Annotated in this window: 23 protein-coding genes; 7 read left to right on the forward strand and 16 right to left on the reverse strand. The window is 46.4% G+C overall.

What is annotated here, in order from left to right:
• Window positions 1-22: 22 nt before the first annotated feature.
• The 15 genes from IE103_RS11385 to IE103_RS11455 all read right to left on the reverse strand — a co-directional run bounded on the left by IE103_RS11385 (window position 23) and on the right by IE103_RS11455 (window position 12,174).
• On the reverse strand, window positions 23-946 hold the full coding sequence (locus tag IE103_RS11385; protein WP_189346217.1) for a DNA-methyltransferase: 924 nt from the start codon (window positions 944-946) through the stop codon (window positions 23-25).
• A 116-nt stretch (window positions 947-1,062) separates the two neighbouring features.
• Entirely contained in the window at window positions 1,063-2,385 is a 1,323-nt protein-coding gene (hisD, locus tag IE103_RS11390) for a histidinol dehydrogenase (protein ID WP_189346218.1), read from the reverse strand.
• A complete protein-coding gene (gene hisG, locus IE103_RS11395; RefSeq protein ID WP_189346219.1) occupies window positions 2,385-3,038 on the reverse strand; it encodes an ATP phosphoribosyltransferase in 654 nt (217 codons plus the stop codon). Before hisG ends, hisD begins: the two co-directional genes overlap by 1 nt.
• Window positions 3,039-3,081: 43 nt before the next feature.
• Window positions 3,082-4,332, reverse strand: a complete 1,251-nt coding sequence (gene murA / locus IE103_RS11400; protein WP_189346220.1) for a UDP-N-acetylglucosamine 1-carboxyvinyltransferase — start codon at window positions 4,330-4,332, stop codon at window positions 3,082-3,084.
• Window positions 4,333-4,334: 2 nt separating this feature from the next.
• Window positions 4,335-4,568: a BolA family protein gene (locus IE103_RS11405; protein ID WP_189346221.1), complete on the reverse strand. Its 234-nt coding sequence runs from the start codon at window positions 4,566-4,568 to the stop codon at window positions 4,335-4,337.
• Window positions 4,569-4,637: 69 nt separating this feature from the next.
• Window positions 4,638-5,390, reverse strand: a complete 753-nt coding sequence (locus IE103_RS11410) for an ABC transporter permease (protein ID WP_189346222.1) — start codon at window positions 5,388-5,390, stop codon at window positions 4,638-4,640.
• Window positions 5,387-6,328 (reverse strand): ABC transporter ATP-binding protein, encoded by a 942-nt coding sequence (locus IE103_RS11415; RefSeq protein ID WP_189346223.1) that lies wholly within the window; start codon window positions 6,326-6,328, stop codon window positions 5,387-5,389. The genes IE103_RS11410 and IE103_RS11415 overlap by 4 nt, the downstream gene beginning before the upstream one ends.
• Window positions 6,329-6,543: 215 nt before the next feature.
• On the reverse strand, window positions 6,544-6,828 hold the full coding sequence (locus tag IE103_RS11420; protein ID WP_189346224.1) for an STAS domain-containing protein: 285 nt from the start codon (window positions 6,826-6,828) through the stop codon (window positions 6,544-6,546).
• A gap of 26 nt (window positions 6,829-6,854) precedes the next feature.
• Window positions 6,855-7,481 carry an MlaC/ttg2D family ABC transporter substrate-binding protein gene (locus IE103_RS11425; RefSeq protein ID WP_189346368.1) on the reverse strand — a complete coding sequence of 209 codons (627 nt, stop codon included), beginning with the start codon at window positions 7,479-7,481 and terminating at the stop codon, window positions 6,855-6,857.
• A 219-nt stretch (window positions 7,482-7,700) separates the two neighbouring features.
• On the reverse strand, window positions 7,701-8,489 hold the full coding sequence (locus IE103_RS11430) for an MlaA family lipoprotein (RefSeq protein ID WP_229827233.1): 789 nt from the start codon (window positions 8,487-8,489) through the stop codon (window positions 7,701-7,703).
• Window positions 8,486-8,959: an outer membrane lipid asymmetry maintenance protein MlaD gene (mlaD, locus tag IE103_RS11435; RefSeq protein ID WP_189346225.1), complete on the reverse strand. Its 474-nt coding sequence runs from the start codon at window positions 8,957-8,959 to the stop codon at window positions 8,486-8,488. Before mlaD ends, IE103_RS11430 begins: the two co-directional genes overlap by 4 nt.
• Window positions 8,960-9,062: 103 nt before the next feature.
• Entirely contained in the window at window positions 9,063-9,839 is a 777-nt protein-coding gene (mlaE, locus tag IE103_RS11440) for a lipid asymmetry maintenance ABC transporter permease subunit MlaE (RefSeq protein ID WP_373295239.1), read from the reverse strand.
• Window positions 9,839-10,654: an ABC transporter ATP-binding protein gene (locus tag IE103_RS11445; protein ID WP_189346227.1), complete on the reverse strand. Its 816-nt coding sequence runs from the start codon at window positions 10,652-10,654 to the stop codon at window positions 9,839-9,841. The genes mlaE and IE103_RS11445 overlap by 1 nt, the downstream gene beginning before the upstream one ends.
• A gap of 522 nt (window positions 10,655-11,176) precedes the next feature.
• Window positions 11,177-11,467 carry a helix-hairpin-helix domain-containing protein gene (locus tag IE103_RS11450; RefSeq protein ID WP_189346228.1) on the reverse strand — a complete coding sequence of 97 codons (291 nt, stop codon included), beginning with the start codon at window positions 11,465-11,467 and terminating at the stop codon, window positions 11,177-11,179.
• A 62-nt stretch (window positions 11,468-11,529) separates the two neighbouring features.
• The gene (locus tag IE103_RS11455; RefSeq protein ID WP_189346229.1) at window positions 11,530-12,174 is read right to left on the reverse strand and encodes an immunity protein Imm33 domain-containing protein; all 645 of its coding nucleotides are present in this window, start codon (window positions 12,172-12,174) and stop codon (window positions 11,530-11,532) included.
• Between the two features lie 417 nt (window positions 12,175-12,591).
• Here IE103_RS11455 and IE103_RS11460 point away from each other — a divergent pair, with 417 nt between their 5' ends.
• From IE103_RS11460 to IE103_RS11490, 7 genes are all read left to right on the forward strand, one after another.
• Window positions 12,592-13,824 carry a 3-methyl-2-oxobutanoate dehydrogenase (2-methylpropanoyl-transferring) subunit alpha gene (locus IE103_RS11460; RefSeq protein WP_189346230.1) on the forward strand — a complete coding sequence of 411 codons (1,233 nt, stop codon included), beginning with the start codon at window positions 12,592-12,594 and terminating at the stop codon, window positions 13,822-13,824.
• A gap of 24 nt (window positions 13,825-13,848) precedes the next feature.
• On the forward strand, window positions 13,849-14,886 hold the full coding sequence (locus IE103_RS11465; RefSeq protein ID WP_189346231.1) for an alpha-ketoacid dehydrogenase subunit beta: 1,038 nt from the start codon (window positions 13,849-13,851) through the stop codon (window positions 14,884-14,886).
• Between the two features lies 1 nt (window position 14,887).
• Window positions 14,888-16,210, forward strand: a complete 1,323-nt coding sequence (locus IE103_RS11470; protein WP_189346232.1) for a dihydrolipoamide acetyltransferase family protein — start codon at window positions 14,888-14,890, stop codon at window positions 16,208-16,210.
• Window positions 16,211-16,438: 228 nt separating this feature from the next.
• Window positions 16,439-17,848, forward strand: a complete 1,410-nt coding sequence (gene lpdA, locus IE103_RS11475; protein WP_229827255.1) for a dihydrolipoyl dehydrogenase — start codon at window positions 16,439-16,441, stop codon at window positions 17,846-17,848.
• Between the two features lie 162 nt (window positions 17,849-18,010).
• Window positions 18,011-18,406, forward strand: coding sequence for a GntR family transcriptional regulator (locus IE103_RS11480; RefSeq protein WP_189346234.1), 396 nt, complete (start codon window positions 18,011-18,013; stop codon window positions 18,404-18,406).
• A complete protein-coding gene (locus IE103_RS11485) occupies window positions 18,393-19,346 on the forward strand; it encodes an ABC transporter ATP-binding protein (protein ID WP_189346235.1) in 954 nt (317 codons plus the stop codon). The genes IE103_RS11480 and IE103_RS11485 overlap by 14 nt, the downstream gene beginning before the upstream one ends.
• 197 nt (window positions 19,347-19,543) lie before the next feature.
• On the forward strand, window positions 19,544-20,695 hold the full coding sequence (locus IE103_RS11490; protein WP_189346236.1) for a hypothetical protein: 1,152 nt from the start codon (window positions 19,544-19,546) through the stop codon (window positions 20,693-20,695).
• Window positions 20,696-20,708: 13 nt separating this feature from the next.
• On the opposite strand, the gene IE103_RS11495 is transcribed toward IE103_RS11490, so the two are convergent.
• Entirely contained in the window at window positions 20,709-21,161 is a 453-nt protein-coding gene (locus tag IE103_RS11495) for a hypothetical protein (protein ID WP_189346237.1), read from the reverse strand.
• Between the last annotated feature and the right edge of the window lie 42 nt (window positions 21,162-21,203).

The following is a 21,203-nucleotide window of genomic DNA, read 5'->3' on the forward strand; positions in this document are numbered from 1 at the left end:
TTCAATGAATAATTCTTAAGAATCAAGTTTCAAGTGACGCTGCACTCTTTTTTCGAACTGTTGATTTCGCCGGTTCAGCTTTCGCCTTAGTAACCACCGTCTTCGCTTTACTGATTCGTTTACTTACTTTATTAAGTGCAGGTTTGGCTCGCACTGGTTCGGTCGGTTGATTATTCAGAACTTGTAATTCTGCCTCTGCCGATTGTAGACGCGCCGCGATGATGGCGCAGTAATCTGGATTGAGTTCAAAGCCGACAAATTGTCGACCACAACGTCGTGCTGCAATCGCTGTTGTGCCACTGCCCATAAACGGATCAAGTACCACCCCATTCTCTGGACAAGATGCGAGCACCATACGTTGAATAATTTCTAAAGGCTTTTGGGTTGGATGCTCGACACGTTCTGCGTCTTCTTTATGCAAACGCGACACACTCCACAAATCTTTTGGGTTGTAGCCGAGTTCTAACCACTTGGCACCAACAAAGATAGAGCGCGAACGCGCTTTTTTGGTCGCCGCATCATAAGGAATACGCACCGCATCTAAATCGAAATAATAATTTTTCGATTTCACGAATAAGCCTATCGTGTCATGCACCGAAGAAAAGCTACGTGTGCTACCGCCCATGGAAGGTACACGTCGATCCCAAATAATTTCATTGATCATCGTCATGCGCTGCTTGAGCATCACGAAAATTTCCGGCGAATAACGCCAAGTCAAAAAGATGTACAGCGAGCCAGTTGGCTTGAGTTTTGGCAAAGCAGCGTCTATCCAACGCTCAGTCCACGCTAAGTAATCCGCTGCTTCCTGCTTGTCAGAGTCATTGCCGTAATCCTTACCCAAACCATACGGCGGATCAGTCAAAATCAAATCAATACTGCCATCAGGAATGCGCTGCAAACCAGTGATAGCATCTTCATTGAAGATCTGATTTATGAAACTGTTCATGTGATTGAACGAATAGAAAAACTTTGCAGCAACGGTGCAGCAAAAGCAGAGAAGTTTTCTATACTTTCCTCTACGTACTCTGTATCTCTACGCTTAAAGATTTTGTTTTCCATTGATTATTTCAAACGCAATTCAGCACTACGAGCATGTGCAGGTAAGCCTTCGCCATACGCGAGTTCTGCAGCGATCTTGCCTAAAGTTTGTGCGCCCTGCTCACTGACTTGTATCATCGATGAACGCTTCTGGAAATCATACACACCTAAAGGCGAAGAAAAACGTGCGGTGCGCGAAGTTGGCAAAACGTGATTCGACCCAGCGCAATAATCACCTAAAGACTCAGACGAAAAACGTCCAAGAAACATCGCACCAGCATGACGAATTTGATCTGCCCATTGCTGCGGGTTTTCTGCGGAAATTTCTAAATGTTCTGCCGCGATCTCGTTCGCGATTTCGCAAGCTTCTTGCATATCGCGCACTTTGATCAAAGCGCCACGATCTTTGAGAGAAGTTCGAATAATCTCAGCGCGTGGCATCGTTTCAATCAACTTATCGATACTTGCATGCACAGCATCAATATAGGCTGCATCTGGGCATAGCAAGATGGATTGCGCGAGTTCATCATGTTCCGCTTGCGAGAACAAATCCATCGCAACCCAATCTGGATCAGTGGTGCCATCGCATAAGACTAAAATCTCGGAAGGTCCAGCAATCATGTCGATACCCACTGTACCAAATACACGGCGTTTGGCGTTCGCGACATAGGCATTACCTGGTCCCACAATTTTATCGACTTGCGGAATGCTCTCCGTACCGTACGCCAAGGCGGCGACTGCCTGGGCGCCACCGATGGTGAACACGCGATCAACACCCGCGATCGCGGCAGCAGCTAATACCAAAGGATTGCGCACGCCATCCGGTGTCGGTACGACCATGATGATTTCACGCACGCCAGCAACCTTCGCTGGAATCGCATTCATCAATACCGAAGATGGATACGCCGCTTTACCACCCGGTACGTAAATGCCGACGCGATCTAAAGGAGTAACTTTTTGTCCAAGTATCGTGCCATCTGCTTCGGTGTAGGAGAATCCTGCCGAACCACATTCACGCTTTTGCACTTCGTGATAGGCGCGCACACGCTGCGCTGCCGCTTCCAATGCGCTACGACGCTCATTAGAAATACTAGCGAGTGCCGCATGCAAATCCGCTTGTGGAATTTCCAATGCTTGCATCGAGCTGATACCTAGCAATCGATCAAAACGCTGCGTGTACTCTAGCACCGCGGCATCGCCGCGAGTTTTAACTGCCTGCAAAATCTGCACTACACTCTGATCAATCGCGGCGTCTTCACTCGCTTCAAATGCTAGCAATTGGCGTAAGGTTTGCGCGAAACCTGACTGTGTAGAATCTAAGCGAGTCAGTGCTGTTGTGAAGCTCATTACTTGCCCTCCGACGCACGTTCGAACGCTTGCAAGATTGGCTGTAATCGTTCGCGCTTCAATTTCAACGCAGCTTGATTCACGACTAAGCGTGAAGAGATATCCATGATCTCTTCCACTTCGACCAAATTATTCGCGCGCAAAGTGTTTCCTGTGCTGACCAAATCAACGATTACATCGGACAAACCAACCAGTGGCGCCAACTCCATCGAGCCATACAGCTTAATCAAATCGATATGCACACCCTTGCTAGCGAAATGTTGACGCGCGGTTTCGGTGTATTTGGTTGCGACACGCAAACGTGCACCTTGCCGTACTGCGTTCGCATAATCAAAGCCTACCGACACCGCCACTGACATGCGGCATTTTGCGATCCCTAAATCAATAGGTTGATACAAGCCCGCACCACCATGTTCAAACAACACATCTTTACCTGCCACGCCAAAATCTGCCGCACCGTATTGCACATAGGTCGGCACATCTGAAGCGCGCACAATAATGACCCGCACATCAGGATCGTTGGTCGCCAAAATCAACTTACGCGATTTTTCTGGATCTTCAGTCACGTGGATACCCGCCGCCTCTAACAGCGGTAAAGTTTCTTCAAAAATGCGTCCTTTGGACAAGGCCAAAGTTAGTTGCTGAGAACTCATATCGATAGTTTCGCTAATTTATTTCGTTATTTTTGACGCTGTATCATTTAACACGCTGGATTTGCGCACCAACCGCTGATAGCTTCACTTCCATGCGATCGTAACCACGGTCGAGGTGATAAATACGATCGATCAAAGTCTCGCCTTGTGCCGCTAAACCAGCGATGACCAATGATGCGGAAGCGCGCAAGTCGGTCGCCATTACTGGTGCACCCACTAGTTTTTCTACACCATTCACAATTGCTGTATGGCCATCGATTTCAATATGGGCACCGAGGCGATTCATTTCTTGCACATGCATAAAACGATTTTCAAAAATTGTTTCGGTGACGCGTGCAGTGCCGTTCGCCAAACAGTCGAGCGCCATAAATTGCGCTTGCATATCGGTTGGAAAGCCTGGATATTCAGTAGTACGGAAACTCACGGCTTTCGGACGACCACTCATTTGCGCGCGTATCCAATCAGTGCCAGTAGTAATGATCACGCCAGCTTCACGCAATTTATCTAATGCCACGTCCAGAATGTCGCTGCGCGTATTTTTCACCGTCAAATCGCCGCCTGTCGCAGCGACCGCACACAAGAAAGTGGCGGTTTCGATGCGGTCTGCGATCACGGTATGCATTGCACCGTGTAAGGCTTCAACACCTTGAATCACCAAACGATCAGTACCTATGCCAGAAATCTTAGCGCCCATCGCCACCAGCAAATTTGCGAGATCAGTTACCTCAGGTTCACGCGCTGCGTTCTCTAAAACAGTTTCGCCATCTGCCAAAGTCGCTGCCATCAACAGGTTTTCTGTACCCGTCACGGTAATCATATCGGTGACGATGCGCGCACCGCGCAAACGTTTCGCTTTAGCGTGGATGTAACCAGCCTCAATCGTGATCTCCGCGCCCATCGCTTGCAAGCCTTTGATGTGCTGATCAACTGGACGAGAACCGATTGCGCAACCACCTGGCAGAGAGACTTTCGCCTCACCAAATCGTGCCAACAAGGGGCCAAGCACCAAGATTGACGCGCGCATGGTTTTGACCATATCGTAAGGCGCTTCTAACTTATCAATCGCTGCGCCATTTAAGGTGACGACACTGTTTTCTTCAGTAACGCGCAAACCCATTTGCTTGAGTAATTTCAACATCGTAGCAACGTCTTGCAAATGCGGCACGTTGTGTAAAACCACATCGCCAGCACTCAACAAACCGGCGCACAAAATCGGCAATGCCGCATTCTTAGCGCCAGAAATAATGACATCGCCATTCAGGCGATTGCCGCCTTTGATCAGTAACTTATCCATGCTTATTGAAATTCTTCCGGAGTTAAAGTTTTCATCGACAAAGCATGAATTTCTTCACGCATGCGATCGCCCAAAGCGGCATACACAATTTGATGACGTTGAATCAAACGCTTGCCAGCGAATGCAGGAGAAACGATGACCGCAGTGAAGTGCTGACCGTCACCTTCCACTTCAAGATGTGTACATTCCAAACCGGCAGCGATGTAATTTTTAATTTGTTCTGGTGTAGGAAACACGATAGTTCTTTCTAAAATATTTTCTAAAATGAATTCTTAAGGGCGAAACTAAGTTATTTCATCTTCTAATTAGTGGCGTAGTTTATAACCACTACGCAGCATCTGCATCGCAACCGTCGTCAATGCCAGCAAGAAAATCATCACAATCACAAGGCTACGGACGGGATCGACATCTGACTGACCAGTAAAGCCATAACGGAAGCCATCAATCATATAGAAGAAGGGATTGAAATGCGAAATAGTTTGCCAAATCGGCGGCAGTGAATTGATCGAATAAAACACGCCCGACAAAAAGGTTGCTGGCACAATCACAAAATTCTGAAAGCCTGCCAACTGATCAAATTTTTCTGCCCAAATACCGACGATTAAGCCCATCGTACCGAGCACGAAGGCACTCATCAAAGCAAATAAAGCTATCCACAAGGGCGCGCTAAAACTCAAGTGCGCAAACCATGCCGTCACCACAAACACACCTAAACCAACCGCAAGGCCGCGTACAACGGCCGCCAACACATAGGCAAAAAACATTTCCCAATGCGACAACGGTGGCAACATGATGAATACCAAATTACCGGTAATTTTGGATTGAATCAAAGAAGAAGATGCATTCGCAAACGCGTTTTGCAAAACGCTCATCATCACCAAACCTGGAATCAAAAATGCCATGTAAGTAACGCCATGCACTTTGACATGACCTTCGAGCGCTTGACCAAAGATCAGCAAATACATCATCGCCGTCATAATCGGTGCGGTAATCGTTTGCGTCGCGACTTTCCAGAAGCGCAAAACTTCTTTATACAATAAGGTGCGGAAGCCTATCATTGCGGATTTCCTCCACCCATAATTTGTAAGAACACATCTTCCAGATCGGCTTGTTGCAATTGCAGATCCTCAACAACACAACCCGCTTGACGCAGATTTGCCAGTATTGGCTCAACTTCAGCGTAATTTGTAATCCGCAATGCAAAGCTATTCGCCTCGGCTTGGGTATCGGCAGGAATAATCAGATTGTGCAATGAAGATGGCAAGGGTGCTGACAATGCGCTTTGCGCCAGTTGCACTTTCATTTGTGAACCAGAAATGCGTTTAATCAGTGCAGACATGGTATCAAGAGCGACAACTTTACCTGCTTTCAACATTGCGACCCGATTACACAAAGCTTGCGCTTCTTCCAAATAGTGCGTGGTCAAAACAATGGTATGTCCTTCGCGATTTAGACGCGAAATAAACTTCCACAAAGTTTGACGCAACTCCACATCAACACCCGCGGTCGGCTCATCCAAAATAATCACTGGTGGTTTATGCACCAATGCTTGTGCGACTAAAACACGGCGCTTCATGCCACCCGATAAAGCCCGCATATTCGCATCGGCTTTATTGGTTAGATCAAGGTTTTCCATGACCTCGTCAATCCACGCATCATTGTTTTTAATGCCGAAATAACCAGATTGCAAACGCAGGGTTTCACGCACGGTGAAGAATGGATCAAACACCAATTCTTGCGGAACCACACCAAGCTTGCTGCGTGCAGCGCGGTAATCGCGCACGACATCATGCCCTTGCACCAAAACTTGGCCAGAATCAGCGCGATTCAAACCCGCAATGATAGAAATTAAGGTCGTCTTACCTGCGCCATTTGGCCCAAGTAAACCAAAAAACTCGCCTTCTTCAATCGCAAGTGAAACACCACCTAGAGCCTGTAGCTTTTTGCCTGCAGACTGATAGGATTTTTGTACATTACTAATTTGTATGGCAGCCATGTGGCATTCGCGCTTCAGCGCATTGATTACGAACTCTCAAGCAGTCAAAAACATGGATGCGTCATCCGATTTTACTGTTCAAGCAGCTCAACAAAATATCTAACAAGTTCACGACAATTGCCGTGAAAACACGAGATTATAGGGGATTTTGTCCGATTATGGGTTGCGCTTTATTGCAGCACTTGTATAGACAATCGGTATAAAAGATATGAGGATCAATGTCGCTCAAATGAAGTGGCCTCGACCAAGTCAAAGAACTCAGTCAAACCATAAAGAGAAATTAAGCTCATCAAGCTTGCAGGGACACCAACAAATTGCAATGCTTGATTGGAAGATTGCGCCTGACGTTGCCACGCAAGCATTACTGCAACCGCGCTCGAATCTACCGCCTTCAATGGCGACATATCGATTTGATTTGAGCCAGCATGAATCGCTTGCAAACCCGCTTCTGACACGGATACTGCGTTACGCAAACTTAATTCTTGATCTTGCAAGACCATGCTGGACTCCGACATTAAATAAATAATTATTTCTTAGCAGGCGCTGCTGCCAACTTTTTGTTTTTCTCGATCAAAGTTTTGATCAAACCATCGACGCCACTCTTGTTCACTTCTGCTGAGAAGCTACCTTTGTAGGTTTCAACCAACCATGCACCTAAAACATTGATGTCAAAAATTTTCCAGCCAGACGCTGTTTTTTCCAAACGGTAGCTCAATTGCAAAGGTTCGCCACGTGTTTGAATCACCAAGCTTTTCACTTCCACTTCAGTATCATCTGGAGCACTGCGGAAAGGCTTAAATTCAACGCGTTGATCGCGAATTTGCGTAATCGCACCTGAATAGGTATGAATCAACAAAGTGCGAAATTCCGTCACCAACTGTTTCTGTTGCTCTGGTGTAGCGGTACGCCAGCTTTTACTCACAGCCAATGATGTCATCCGTTCGAAATTAATATGTGGCAAAACCTTCGTTTCGACCAGATCATTAATACGTTGACGATTTCCAGACTGAATATCCTTATCGGTCTTCGCCGCATCGATGATCTCGGTGCTCAAGCGTTTAATCAAAACATCCGGTGCTTCTTGCGCTTGTACGGCACCGATCAAACTTACACCGATAAAAAGACTAACTAAAAAACGACTAATTTTTTTCATCATATTTTCCTGATTTGTGAGATTACTTGTGGAATAAATCCATAGACTGCAGTTTGAGGTTGCTTTGACTTTACTTTAGCCTTACTTGAACCTTACTTTTACCTTACTTTTACCTTAACTACGGCTATGGACATTTGGTTGACGCTTTTCCAATCTCCCCTTACACCTTTAAACAATCAATGCAGATTCAGCAAGTTCACCAAGTAAATTAACCTCGGCTTATTCCTGCTCTTCTTTTTTGCCTGCACTAATTTGACTCTCTCTTCTTTGCAAATAAGCACCGCGAATGAATACATACTTATCAAGAGCAGCCTCTTCAATCAAACTAACTGCATCTAAAGCGGCAGCGCGTTTGTCGATCACTTTCAATACCGAAGTCGAATTTTTCACTGCGGTTGAGGTTTGCGAATACAAAATATCGCCTTTGAAATCAATCGGTGTCGCAATCGTATCTCGCAAGGTTGATGCGCCTAATACCGGCAACATCACAAACGGCCCAGAGGGGACACCCCACACACCCAGCGTTTGACCAAAGTCAGCACGATGTTTAGGCATACCAGCGGCACTTGCGATATCAATCAAGCCTGCCAACCCAAATGTCGTATTGACGCCAAAACGTAAAATATCATTCACGCCGTCACCGATATTGCCTTGCAAAACATTATTTACCGCGGTCCAAACGTCGCCGATATTACTAAAGAAGTTGCCAATCCCTGTTTGCACAAAATCAGGCGTAACGGATTGGTACGCTTGCGCAGTTGGTTTCAAAACAGAGGCATCTAAACTCTCATTGAAATTAAACATAGAGCGATTAAAGCCTTCCAAAGGATCATCTGGATTATTCCCGATACCTGTGGTTTCGCTCACTTTCTCTAAGGTAACCAATGCTTTCGATTTTACTTTTGTCACCGTTGAGCAAGCAGTCATGCTAAAGCCAATTGCGCACAAGATAAGCACGCGTAAAGCAAAACTACTGAGCTGTATGCGATTTAAAAACTGGAAACTCATTTTTGTTCTTCCTTGCCTTCAGCGGCTTTGCTGAACAAGAATTGGCTAATCAGGTTTTCCAAAACTACTGCTGATTGCGTCATCGTAATTTTGTCACCTGCTGCCAAATTCTTCACATCGCCACCCGCTTCTAATCCAATATACTGCTCGCCTAACAAGCCAGCCGTTAAAATTTTTGCAGAAGTGTCTTTGGGAAAGCTATAACGCTTTTCCATTTTTAGCGTCACTGTCGCCTGAAAAGTCTTATCGTCAAAATTAATCGAGCTCACACGCCCCACCACAACCCCTGCACTCTTCACGGCAGCGTTTGGTTTTAATCCACCAATATTGTCGAACTTGGTAGTGACCTCATACGTTTGTTCAAAAGACAGGCTGCTCATATTGCCCGCCTTCAAAGCCAAAAATAATAAAGATGCCGCACCTAGCAGGACGAAAATGCCTACCCAAAAGTCGATTGATTTTTTTTGCATTGTTTTTACCTCTTACCAAAATCCACCGTGACATTGTCGCCATCAGTGCGATTGTATAAATTCAAATTCAAACTCAAAGCCAAACCCGAAGCCAGAAAGCGCTTTATTGGAACATCCATGCAGTTAGCAAGAAATCCAACCACAGCACCAGCAAAGAAGAAATGACTACCGTACGCGTAGTCGCACGTGCCACACCTTCAGGTGTTGGTGTCGCTTCGTAACCTTGATACAAGGCGACAAAAGTGACTGCAAATCCGAACACGATACTCTTGATAATGCCGTTACCAAGATCACCCCAAATATCGACACCAGCTTGCATTTGCGACCAGAAGGAACCGCTATCAACACCAATCAGCGACACGCCGACTAAGTAACCACCGATGATGCCCATCGCATTAAAAATTAGCGTCAGAATCGGCAAAGCAATAACGCCTGCGATAAAGCGCGGTGCAACCACACGTTGCAGCGGATTGACCGCCATCATCTCCATCGCCGCCAATTGCTCACCCGCCTTCATTAAACCGATTTCTGCAGTTAATGAAGTACCTGCCCGACCAGCGAAAAGTAAAGCGGTAACGACTGGTCCAAGTTCGCGTACAAGCGACAAGGCAACCAACAAACCCAAGGCTTCTTCTGAACCGTAACGATTTAAGGTGTAATAACCTTGATAGCCGAGTACGAAACCAACAAACAGACCCGAAATCGCGATGATTACCAATGAGTAATTGCCGATGAAATGCACCTGATCGGCGATCAATTGCGGCCTACGCCATAGGCTAGGAGAATTAACCACGATGCTGACAAAACTGCGGCTAGCATGACCAAGATTTTCGATGGTCTCGCGAGTGAATTGACCGAGGCGACTAATTAACTGTGTCATCATGTCGCATCTCCAGAATGTCGCTTCAAGCCAAGCTCGTCAGCCATCGATTTGCCTGGGTAGTGGAAAGGCACAGGACCGTCGCTTTCTGCATGTACGAATTGTTTGACGTATGGATCGGTTGATTCCAACATTTCCTTTGGCGTACCTTGCGCGACAATTTTTCCTTGCGATAAAAAATACACGTAATCGGCAATAATAAAAGTCTCATGCACATCATGAGATACCAAAATACTTGTGGAGCCAAGCGCATTATTTAAATTGCGAATCAAAGTAGCCGTCACACCCATAGAAATGGGATCTAGGCCTGCGAATGGTTCGTCATACATAATCAACTGCGGATCAAGTGCAACCGCACGCGCTAAAGCGACACGGCGCGCCATCCCACCAGAAATTTCTGATGGCTTTAACTTCGCCGCGTTACGCAAACCAACTGCGTTCAGCTTCATCATCACCAAATCCTGAATCATGCTGTCTGATAACTTGGCATGCTCTCGCAGTGGGAAGGCGACGTTATCAAACACACTCAGATCAGTAAACAAAGCGCCATGCTGAAACAGCATGCCCATCTTACGACGCAGGGCATATAGTCCATCTGTTTTGAGATGATGAACAATTTCACCATTGACGGACACATGACCACGCTGAGGCGCGATCTGTCCGCCAATCAAACGCAGGATAGTGGTCTTACCTGAACCAGAACCTCCCATGACGGCAATCACTTTGCCGCGCGGGAAATCCATGTTCAAACCGGACAAAATATTCCGGTTGCCATAGCCAAACTGCAAATCACGAATTTCAACTAGATTGGGCACGACGATCAATTTCTGAAATAAAGGTGAGATTGTAAACCAGAACGAGAAATCGAGTTGTCTTCCCGTGCTATGAAAAATGTAACGAAATAATTAAATTTGATACATAATTAAAATATCGGAATTTAATTCAGCTAAACAATAAATAATCGATTTAAATTCTTTTGCATCGCACAAAATCATGCAAAATAAATGAACTTAAAGTCAGCAACGATGCTAAAAGTCGCTTTTTGCGATATAAAAAATGGCATAAAACACGAAATTATCGGTTTTAGACCCGAAATTCAGGCGGAAGTTTGAAACCAAGCGAAAACTAAGCCGAATTTATTTTGATAGGCGCATTTAACAATCCCAAAGGTATTATTAAACAAGACCAAAATGTTTTTTTGATTAGACGTGTGGAAAGAAAATTCGATCGAGACAACTACCAGCCCTCGACTGCCAGCCCACAATCACAGTGGCAATGAAGCTTATTGACATCGCAATTTGCACTCTCACGCTAATATCAACGACTAGGAATTCAAATTAAGCACTTGCGACCAGACGTTTGCGCTCCTCTGTAAAACACCACCATGCGCGCGCTGGCTCACCATCCATAAACCGTGTAATCGAAATAAATACATCGATCACACAAGGATCATGTCTTTGTTGAGTCAACCGACACAAGTCATGATACATCTGCAACGGATCACGGCCGACTAACTGGTCTGGAAGAGTAATGCCAAGCAACACCAGGTCTGCAGCCCCTGCCTTCCCGATATTGGGTAAGTCAGTCAATACCCGCAGGCGCTCACGACAAACTTTTTCCGGATGCATTTTCAAACACCTTAGCAAATGAGTGAATTGGAGATATCGGTATCATTGATTAAGTGCGTTGATTAAGTGCTTTGCTCGTCGAAGGTCTCGGTTTGCGTGTTCCAAACATATTCAATTTCATGCGTGAATGGCAGATCAATCAGTGCTCTAAACTGATCGTCCAAATTCAATACTGCACCAAGAGACACGAAATGCCAATTGTCAGGATTATCGCAATATTCGTCAGTTTCATCACCCGCAGCCAAAGTCCAGCCACTATATCGACGTGCAATATCTTCCTCATCCAACGTTTCACGATACAAGACGCGCACCGGACGCCTGTCCTTCCACACCGCACTAGTTACAAAACATCGCTCGGTGTACTGATCAGCCAAGCTAGGAACGGGATCATCTCTTTGTGATTGAATGATATGGCAAGCAGAAAAACGAATCTCATCATTGACTTGCAAATCAGGGATAAATCGTGGCGAGTTATCTAGCCTTCCAACAAACTCATCGCCTTCGCGAGAAGTGATTTCTACCCACATACGCTCAGCAGAATAAGCATCCTCGCTTTCAATCTCGCTTTGAATTTCGAATTGAAAGATCAATTTCACCAGATCCCCAACTTGCAATTGCGCAATCAACTGTGCGGATGGCAAGTAAAAAGTATAGGGAGCCTCAATTGCTCGACCAGACACATCCTCTAATTCCCAAGTTCTCGACATATTTATCTTACAAATAAAAACAAGAAGCGATCAGTCTACTCGAATATTCCACAATAATTCGGATGAAGGATATTGTGCGCTTAGAATTTAGTTTTTGACGGAAGCTTCAGACAAGCTAGAAACTCTCAATATATCTTGATGTTCAAGCAGAGCAAAGACAAACGGCAAATACCAAACACCACACTTGCACCAAAAATCAAGCAATAAATTTCTTAAATTAGGTCAAGAAATAAGCTAACTTTACTTGCCAATCACAGACGATTTGTGGATACTTTGCGCCAGAAAGATTGAAGGCTTTCTCGGCGTTTTATTCCATAAGAATCCAACGCCACAAACAAAGAAAAATGCTGCACCACAACACAGGTGTAGTGAAATATCACCACTTTTGCTCGACACAATTGAGCAAGGAGACAAACCATGCCACACACAGAACCGTTACGTTTACACGTACCGGAACCCACCGGCCGTCCCGGTCAAAAAACCGACTTTTCCTATTTGCGTTTATCCGCTGCTGGCGAAGTGCGTCGTCCAGATATCGATGTGACGCCAGTCGATACGCGTGACATCGCTTACTCGCTAATTCGCGTGCTCGATGAGCAAGGGAACGCAGTTGGACCTTGGGTTCCTGATATTAGTATTGAGACCTTGCGCGCTGGAATGCGGGCAATGATGAAGACACGCATTTTTGATTCGCGCATGTTGATCGCACAACGCCAAAAGAAAATGTCTTTCTACATGCAAAGCTTGGGCGAAGAAGCAATTGGTGCGGCGCAAGCAATGGCTTTAAATCGCGACGATATGTGTTTTCCGACCTACCGTCAGCAAAGTATTCTGATGGTGCGTGACGTACCCCTCAAAGGCTTAATTTGCCAATTGCTGTCTAACGAGGGTGATCCACTCAAGGGGCGTCAGTTGCCGGTCATGTATTCGATTAAGGAAGCAGGCTTCTTTTCGATTTCCGGCAACCTCGCTACCCAATACATACAAGCGGTCGGTTGGGCGATGGCTTCTGCAATCAAGGGCGACACTAAGATCGCTTCTGCATGGATAGGCGACGGTGCCACTGCTGAAGCGGACTTCGATACGGCACTCACTTTCGCGCATGTGTATCACGCTCCGGTGATTTTGAATGTGGTGAATAATCAGTGGGCGATTTCCACTTTCCAAGCAATTGCGGGTGGTGAGAACACGACCTTTGCTGCACGTGGTGTAGGCTGTGGCATTGCAGCCCTTCGCGTCGACGGCAATGATTTCCTCGCAGTGTATGCAGCGTCGAAATGGGCAGCCGATCGTGCACGTAATAATCTTGGCCCTACCTTGATTGAATGGGTTACTTATCGTGCAGGCCCTCATTCCACATCAGACGATCCATCTAAATATCGTCCACTTGACGATGCCAGCCATTTCCCGCTCGGCGATCCGATTACGCGTCTTAAACAGTATTTAATCAATCAAGGAGCATGGTCCGAACAAGAGCATGAAGATACCCAGAAAGAACTAGAAGCGATGGTGATCGCTGCCCAGAAAGAAGCCGAAACGCTCGGTAGTCTGGCGGATAACCATGTGTTTAGTCCGGCAGAGATGTTTGAAGACATCTATGAGCATATGCCTGAGCATCTGCGTCAACAACGCCAACAATTGGGCATCTAATCAGGTAGCTAAAGGAACCATGCAATGAGTGAAGATCTAAAAGGCAAGACCACGCCGATGACCATGATCCAGGCGCTGCGATCAGCGATGGATGTGATGTTAGAGCGTGATGATAATGTCGTCGTTTTCGGACAAGACGTCGGCTACTTCGGTGGTGTATTTCGTTGTACCGAAGGTTTACAGAAGAAGTATGGCAAATCGCGTGTGTTTGATGCGCCGATTTCCGAAAGTGGTATCGTGGGTGCAGCAATTGGTATGGGCGCATATGGCTTGCGTCCTTGTATCGAGATTCAATTTGCCGACTACATCTACCCTGCGTACGATCAAATCGTCTCTGAAGCAGCACGTCTGCGTTTCCGCTCCGCAGGTGATTTCACCGCACCGTTAACCATACGCACACCGTGTGGCGGTGGCATCTATGGTGGTCAAACACATAGCCAAAGCCCCGAAGCCGTGTTTACCCATGTCTGCGGTTTGCGCACAGTAATGCCATCCAACCCTTACGATGCCAAAGGCTTACTGATCGCTTCCATCGAAAACAATGACCCTGTCATTTTCTTAGAGCCTAAACGCATTTATAACGGCCCTTTCAATGGCCATCATGATCAACCGGTAGTGCCATGGTCTAAGCATCCTATGGGCGATGTGCCGGAAGGTTACTACACTGTGCCACTCGAATCGGCTGCTGTCTTCCGCGAAGGAAAAGACTTAACCGTACTGACGTATGGCACCATGGTATGGGTGTCTGAAGCGGCGACCGAAGAAAGTGGTATCGATGCTGAAATCATCGATCTGCGCAGCTTATGGCCACTCGACTTACCCACCATTTTGAAATCTGTGAAGAAGACAGGACGTTGTGTGATTGTGCATGAAGCGACCCGCACCAGCGGCTTTGGCGCCGAACTCACTGCACTAGTTCAAGAGCATTGTTTCTACCATCTGGAAACACCTATCGAACGCGTGACAGGCTGGGATACTCCCTACCCGCATGCGCAAGAATGGGATTACTTCCCTGGTCCAGCCCGCGTTGCCGCGGCATTTAAACGTGCGATGGAGAAATAAGATGGGTATTCATGTCATTAAAATGCCAGATATTGGTGAAGGCATTGCAGAAGTAGAGTTGGTTGCGTGGAATGTGAAAGTGGGCGACATGATCGTCGAAGATCAGGTGATGGCGGATGTCATGACCGATAAAGCGACCATTGAAATTCCTAGCCCTGTGCATGGCAAGGTGTTGGCACTTGGTGGTGCTGCTGGTCAGGTGATGGCGGTAGGATCTGAGTTGATACGCATTGAAGTGGAAGGCGCTGGCAACGTGGATGCCAACGCAGCTACGCCAGTGGCAGCCGCACCAACAACGCCTGCACCTGCAGCAGCAAAACCAGCGCCTGCGGTAGTCGAAAAACCAGCTCCAGCTGCATCTACTCCAACGCCAGCTACAATACCAGCAAGCACTGCGCCAGTCGCAGCCAAATCCAGCAGCAGCTTGCCAAGTGCGGCTCGCGCTAATGGTGAGAAGCCGATCGCTTCGCCCGCAGTACGTCGTCGCGCTTGGGATTTAGGTATTGAGTTGCAATTTGTGCCGGGCACAGGAACCGCAGGTCGCATCACGCATGAAGATCTTGAAGCATACCTTGCGCGTGGTCCGGTTTCTGCAGGATCGGGCGGTAGCACTTATCGCGAATTGCACGAAGAAACGGCAATTCCAGTGATTGGTCTACGTCGAAAAATTGCACAAAAAATGCAAGACGCAAAACGTCGTATTCCGCATTTCTCTTATGTCGAGGAAGTTGACGTCACTGAACTTGAAGCTTTGCGTACGCAACTGAATCAAAAGTGGGGCAAAGAACGCGGCAAGCTCAGTTTGCTACCGCTGCTGATGCGTGCAGTAGTGTTAGCAGTACGCGACTATCCACAAATCAATGCGCGTTACGATGATGAAGCAGGTGTGGTTACCCAATTTGCTGCGGTTCACCTAGGTATTGCGGCACAAACACCAGCGGGTTTGATGGTGCCGGTGGTACGTCATGCGGAAGCGCGTGACCTCTGGAGTAACGCCAATGAAATGGGACGCCTCGCCGAAGCAGCGCGTACTGGCAAAGCAACGCGTGAAGAATTGTCGGGCTCTACTATTACGATTTCTAGCTTGGGTGCTTTGGGCGGTATCGTATCAACACCAGTGATCAATTCTCCAGAAGTAGCGATCATTGGTGTCAATAAAATGGTGGAACGCCCGATGATACGCAATGGCCAAGTGGTAGCACGCAAGATGATGAATTTATCCTCGTCATTTGATCATCGCGTGGTCGATGGTATGGATGCGGCGCAGTTTATTCAGACGATACGTGGTTATTTGGAGTGTCCGGCTACGTTGTTTATTGAATGAAATTGAAAGATAAAAAACGCTGAGGTGTAAATCGGAGCACGATAAAAACTCCTTCCCCTTCAAGGGGGAGGGCTAGGGTGGGGATGGGTTACAAGCGCTCGCAAAAATTATCGCCTTTAACCCATCCCCATCCCAACCTTCCCCTTGAAGGGGAAGGAGTGTCAATGACACTTACATCATTCATTACTAACTTAAAGTTCAAATAATTCTATCCAGATCCAAGAACACATCATGCAAACAACATCTACAACCCTAGTCGTGATCGGCGGTGGCCCTGGCGGCTACATCGCAGCGATTCGCGCTGCACAGCTTAAAATTCCGACTATCCTGATCGAAGGCGATCAGCTCGGCGGCACTTGCCTCAATATTGGCTGTATTCCATCCAAAGCGATGATCCATGCCGCTGAAGAATTTGAAAAGGCCAAGCATTATGCGCATGGCTCATCTATCGGTATCCAAGTCAGCGATCCCAGCATCAACATCGAGCAAACTGTCAGCTGGAAAGATGGCATCGTCAAACGCTTAACTAGCGGCGTCGGTGCGCTGCTCAAGAAAAACGGTGCGCAAGTCATTAAAGGCTGGGCACAAATTATTGATGGCAAAACCGTCGCCGTCATGCAAGATGGCAAAGAGTTGCAGCGCATTACTTGCCAACACTTGCTGATCGCATCTGGCTCAACACCAGTCCAATTGCCTTTCATGCCCTTTGGTTCTAGCAATGGCAAAGTCATTAGCTCGACCGAAGCGCTCTCCCCCACTGAAGTTCCTAAGAAATTAGTCGTCGTTGGTGGTGGCTACATCGGCCTCGAACTCGGCATCGCGTATCGTAAGCTCGGTGCAGAAGTCGCTGTCGTAGAATCACTCGATCGCATCTTGCCTGCCTACGATGAAGAACTCACCAAGGTCGTCAAAACGGCACTCAAACAATTGGGAATCGAAGTCCACTTGGGCTGCACCGTACAAGGGATGAATGCCGACCATAGCGCCGTGCGTATCAAAAACGCGGCAGGTGAAGAATCTGAACTTGCTTGCGATAAAGTCTTAGTCGCGGTTGGACGTCGTCCTCGCACCGAAGGCTTTGGCTTGGAAAGCTTAATGCTAGACATGAACGGACGCGCCATCAAAATCGATGATCAATGCCGCACCTCTATGCGTGATGTATGGGCGATTGGCGATGTGGCGGGCGAACCTATGTTGGCGCATCGCGCTATGGCACAAGGCGAAATGGTGGCAGAAATTATCGCAGGTAAGCGCCGTCATTTCATACCAGCCTCGATCCCAGCAGTATGCTTTACCGACCCTGAATTAGTCGTCGTCGGCAAGTCACCGCAAGAAGCACAAGCAGCAGGCATCGAAGCAATTAGCGCGATGTTCCCATTTGCAGCGAATGGTCGCTCCATGACTTTAGAATCAAGCGAAGGTTTCGTACGCGTGGTCGCTCGCAAAGACAATCACTTGATCCTAGGCTGGCAAGCAGTCGGTAAAGGCGTTTCTGAATTGAGCGCTGCATTTGGATTGTCCTTAGAAATGGGTGCCACCTTAGAAGATGTCGCTGGCACCATCCACTCACATCCCACCTTGGGCGAAGCAGTGCAAGAAGCTGCATTACGCGCTTTAGGGCACGCTTTGCATATTTAATAAAATCGTTTAGTGCTAATTCGTGGGGCAACTCGCTAACACGCACTAAACGAATTCTATCCTTGCGACTATCTTCGCAATAATCTCTAAATACCAACAAACTTTTTCAAGCTGAATCTCGCTGTTGCATTGCGTATTATCGTAGTGATACACTAATTCGCAATGAACTACGATATACATCCATCTAGTAGCACGCCAATTTTTCGCCAGATCATGGATCAGGTGAAACGCTATATCGTGAGCGGACAATTGAACGCAGGCGATACTTTACCGTCGGTACGCAGCGTTGCTTTGCAATATGCAATCAATCCAATGACTGTCAGCAAGGCCTACAACATGCTCGAGGTAGAAGGTGTATTAGTGCGTATGCGTGGTGTCGGTATGGTAGTTGCAGATCGACGGCGCAACACAAAAGATAAAACGAATTTGGCCATGCCCGCAATGCTCAACGCTGCGCAAGTTGCACAGCAACTGGGTTTAGATCATTCACAAGCTTTGAAACTTTTTGTTCAAGCACTTAGAACGCTAGGAATTGAAAGCAAACATGACGCAGACTAATACACATTCCTACGCAATCGAATGCGATCAATTGCATCTTGCTTATGGATTCAAATCTGTTCTGAACGATATCAACTTAGCGATACCACAAGGTGCGGTTGTTGGTTTAATTGGTGCCAACGGAAGTGGCAAATCTAGTCTGCTACGCTGTATTGTCGGCTTACAAGTACCACAAGCAGGCGAGGTTCGCATTTTTAACACACCAACTTTGTCGATCAATGATGCTATTCGAGAGCGACTAGGATTTGTCGCGCAAGCCGCTGATTTATTCCCATGGCTAACTGTTGAAAAACACATCAAAATGATAGGCCAAGCATATCCACGCTGGCAAGAAAGGCGAGCGCTTGAATTAGCGATCCGCTTGCGTTTGCCGATGACGCGAGAAGTCAATCAATTGTCTGGCGGCGATCAACAAAAGCTAGCCGTCGTGCTGGCACTTGCCCATCAGCCTGATTTAATCGTGGTGGATGAACCTGTTTCCAGTTTAGATCCAATGACTCGACGCGATTTCATGCGTTCACTGTTTCAAGATAGTGCATTCAATATTGATTTCTACTCAAACGAGGACAAAGAATTCGAAAGTGATACAACATCTTCTACTCAGCAATTTCAATACCATCCAACTATTATCATATCGAGTCATTTACTTAGCGATTTAGAACGCGTCATTTCACACGTCGCATTTATTCGTGATGGGCGCATACAATTGTTTGAAGAGTGGGACAATGTCTTAGCGTTCGTTCGCATCATACCGAAAACCACAACGCCAGTCCCGCAGCAACTTTGTATCGCAGAAAACTCACAGCAACAAATCGTCGATATTCGTAAGATAAAAGATGCTGTGAACAATCAAGAAACATCGTTCATCAACGCAACGGCAATCGAAGCTATGTCACCGGTAAACAATCTCGACGATCTTTTCATCGCACTAAATTCATGATGATGAAAACATTCACATACGATTTTCAGTTCGATCACACCTATGCGGGCTACTTTAGTAAGCTTTGGTTTCTACTCTTATTGATCGCATGGAGTGCGCTTTTATTGAATCAAGTAGTGTCACCAATTTTCACTACGCTATTTATCGCTGTCAGCTTGATGAGCTTGTTTGTCGCGGGCTATCGATGTGGTTGCAGCATGCTAGCTGGCGCAAAAGTTTTTGCTACGCTACAAACACCAAGTTCACTTTGGCAAGCATGGAAAAACACGTTAATCAAACGCGCTTCACTGTGGTCGGGCTTATTACTTATATCGGTAAACCTTATTGAAATTCGTCACTCAATATCATTCTCAACACTCGATTTATTGGCGTTTACATCGCTAAGCATTAGTCTGGGATTCATCATCCCCTTATTCCTAAATCGCTACTTCAATACAATGTTGAATAGCTTGATCATCGCAACGATTATTTGTCTTGTTAGCCTCCACGAGATATTACAAACTAGCGACTCTGAAATTGTATTGTGGTTAAAAGGTTCTTGGTGTCTTGCATGGCCAATCATTGCTTTTTGTCTGCACTATCACTGGGAAAAAGCCCCATTATCAAAAGGCATCTCGTTTCATCAAGAAATCAAAAATCTGAATATTGTTCAAGTAATTAAGCATTTCTATCTTAGTTTTTATAGCTTGAATATTCGCAAACCATCATCAAAATCAGGGACACTGCCAAGTATCGATTGGGGCATAAAAATACTAGGATTGATTTGCGTTTTCATCCTTGCCAGAGGTATGACAATTGCGTGGGGACAAGGTGTATCGTTGCCACACTGCTTAGCATTCATTCTCTTTGCGATGGTTAGCAGTACGCACCTAATGGGAAGAAATTTGCATTGGCGTCACCTGCTACGCCCTGGCTCACTTCGCGAAGGGTCTATCGCTACGCACCTCCTGAAATCAAGCGTGATCTACCACTTGATTTGGATAGGAGTGGTCTTGATGATAGTCATCATTTTCAATATGCTGTTCGCACGAGAGTTTACATTGCCCACGTTTTCAAGCTTGGTCGCTGGAGTCACTCTCGCTATCGAACTATTGGCTGCCTACTGCATTGGCATTCTTATTCGTGGCTGCCGCAATCCTTCTAGAATAATTTTTTATCTGTTTCTATCTAGCTTATTGTTTGCTGCACTGATTGGCATGGCCTTCTTTCTGCGAAATCGAAACCCCATGTCAGCCGGTCTATTTGAATTGGGCTTTGCCTATTTATTTGGAGTTATCTGCTTAGGTCTAGTCACGCTTGGTTTCGCGAACAAGCTGTGGACACGCAAGCACCTACTTGCACACCTGTAAGATCGCAAAACCATCACAAACCACTAACACCCTTCACCAAATAACGATGCGTGTGTTTATCAGTACGGATGGAAATTAATCCTTCCGCCCAACATGCTTCTTCGCCCGTTCTCAAGGTTAATTTGACTTGCAAACGCAATTGCTCTTTTGCGTAGACTTGCTGACGGCTTGTGCCTGTCTTGCATTCGGCGTTTGGATTCTGTTGTAGAGCGCGTAATTCGGTTCGCGTACCGTTTAAATTGATGATCGCAGTTTTAGTGTCATTACTAATGATGAGTACCAAGTCACCACTACCATATGCACCTTCATCTTTGGAGAAATTAGCGACTCGAAATTCATATGGTGCATGTAAAGATTTCGCTTCTTGAGGTCCTAAAGCCAACAAGGCGGTTTGTTGTGCTGACACCATATTGGTGAAAAATAAAACGACGATCGACAAGCCCAATTTAATGCGAAATTTTTCCATCTTATGTACTCCTTGATTTCTTGCGACGTATAGCGACTCAAT

Source organism: Affinundibacterium macrobrachii (assembly GCF_014652415.1).
Lineage (GTDB): Bacteria > Pseudomonadota > Gammaproteobacteria > Burkholderiales > Burkholderiaceae_D > Undibacterium > Undibacterium macrobrachii.

Bases quoted from the DNA above. Each gene is read 5' to 3' on its own strand.
- IE103_RS11385 (WP_189346217.1), bottom strand. From the start codon at position 946: ATGAACAGTTTCATAAATCAGATCTTCAATGAAGATGCTATCACTGGT.
- hisD (WP_189346218.1), bottom strand. From the start codon at position 2,385: ATGAGCTTCACAACAGCACTGACTCGCTTAGATTCTACACAGTCAGGT.
- hisG (WP_189346219.1), bottom strand. From the start codon at position 3,038: ATGAGTTCTCAGCAACTAACTTTGGCCTTGTCCAAAGGACGCATTTTT.
- murA (WP_189346220.1), bottom strand. From the start codon at position 4,332: ATGGATAAGTTACTGATCAAAGGCGGCAATCGCCTGAATGGCGATGTC.
- IE103_RS11410 (WP_189346222.1), bottom strand. From the start codon at position 5,390: ATGATAGGCTTCCGCACCTTATTGTATAAAGAAGTTTTGCGCTTCTGG.
- IE103_RS11415 (WP_189346223.1), bottom strand. From the start codon at position 6,328: ATGGCTGCCATACAAATTAGTAATGTACAAAAATCCTATCAGTCTGCA.
- IE103_RS11420 (WP_189346224.1), bottom strand. From the start codon at position 6,828: ATGGTCTTGCAAGATCAAGAATTAAGTTTGCGTAACGCAGTATCCGTG.
- IE103_RS11425 (WP_189346368.1), bottom strand. From the start codon at position 7,481: ATGAAAAAAATTAGTCGTTTTTTAGTTAGTCTTTTTATCGGTGTAAGT.
- IE103_RS11430 (WP_229827233.1), bottom strand. From the start codon at position 8,489: ATGAGTTTCCAGTTTTTAAATCGCATACAGCTCAGTAGTTTTGCTTTA.
- mlaD (WP_189346225.1), bottom strand. From the start codon at position 8,959: ATGCAAAAAAAATCAATCGACTTTTGGGTAGGCATTTTCGTCCTGCTA.
- mlaE (WP_373295239.1), bottom strand. From the start codon at position 9,839: ATGACACAGTTAATTAGTCGCCTCGGTCAATTCACTCGCGAGACCATC.
- IE103_RS11450 (WP_189346228.1), bottom strand. From the start codon at position 11,467: ATGCATCCGGAAAAAGTTTGTCGTGAGCGCCTGCGGGTATTGACTGAC.
- IE103_RS11455 (WP_189346229.1), bottom strand. From the start codon at position 12,174: ATGTCGAGAACTTGGGAATTAGAGGATGTGTCTGGTCGAGCAATTGAG.
- IE103_RS11460 (WP_189346230.1), top strand. From the start codon at position 12,592: ATGCCACACACAGAACCGTTACGTTTACACGTACCGGAACCCACCGGC.
- IE103_RS11465 (WP_189346231.1), top strand. From the start codon at position 13,849: ATGAGTGAAGATCTAAAAGGCAAGACCACGCCGATGACCATGATCCAG.
- IE103_RS11470 (WP_189346232.1), top strand. From the start codon at position 14,888: ATGGGTATTCATGTCATTAAAATGCCAGATATTGGTGAAGGCATTGCA.
- IE103_RS11480 (WP_189346234.1), top strand. From the start codon at position 18,011: ATGAACTACGATATACATCCATCTAGTAGCACGCCAATTTTTCGCCAG.
- IE103_RS11485 (WP_189346235.1), top strand. From the start codon at position 18,393: ATGACGCAGACTAATACACATTCCTACGCAATCGAATGCGATCAATTG.
- IE103_RS11490 (WP_189346236.1), top strand. From the start codon at position 19,544: ATGCTAGCTGGCGCAAAAGTTTTTGCTACGCTACAAACACCAAGTTCA.
- IE103_RS11495 (WP_189346237.1), bottom strand. From the start codon at position 21,161: ATGGAAAAATTTCGCATTAAATTGGGCTTGTCGATCGTCGTTTTATTT.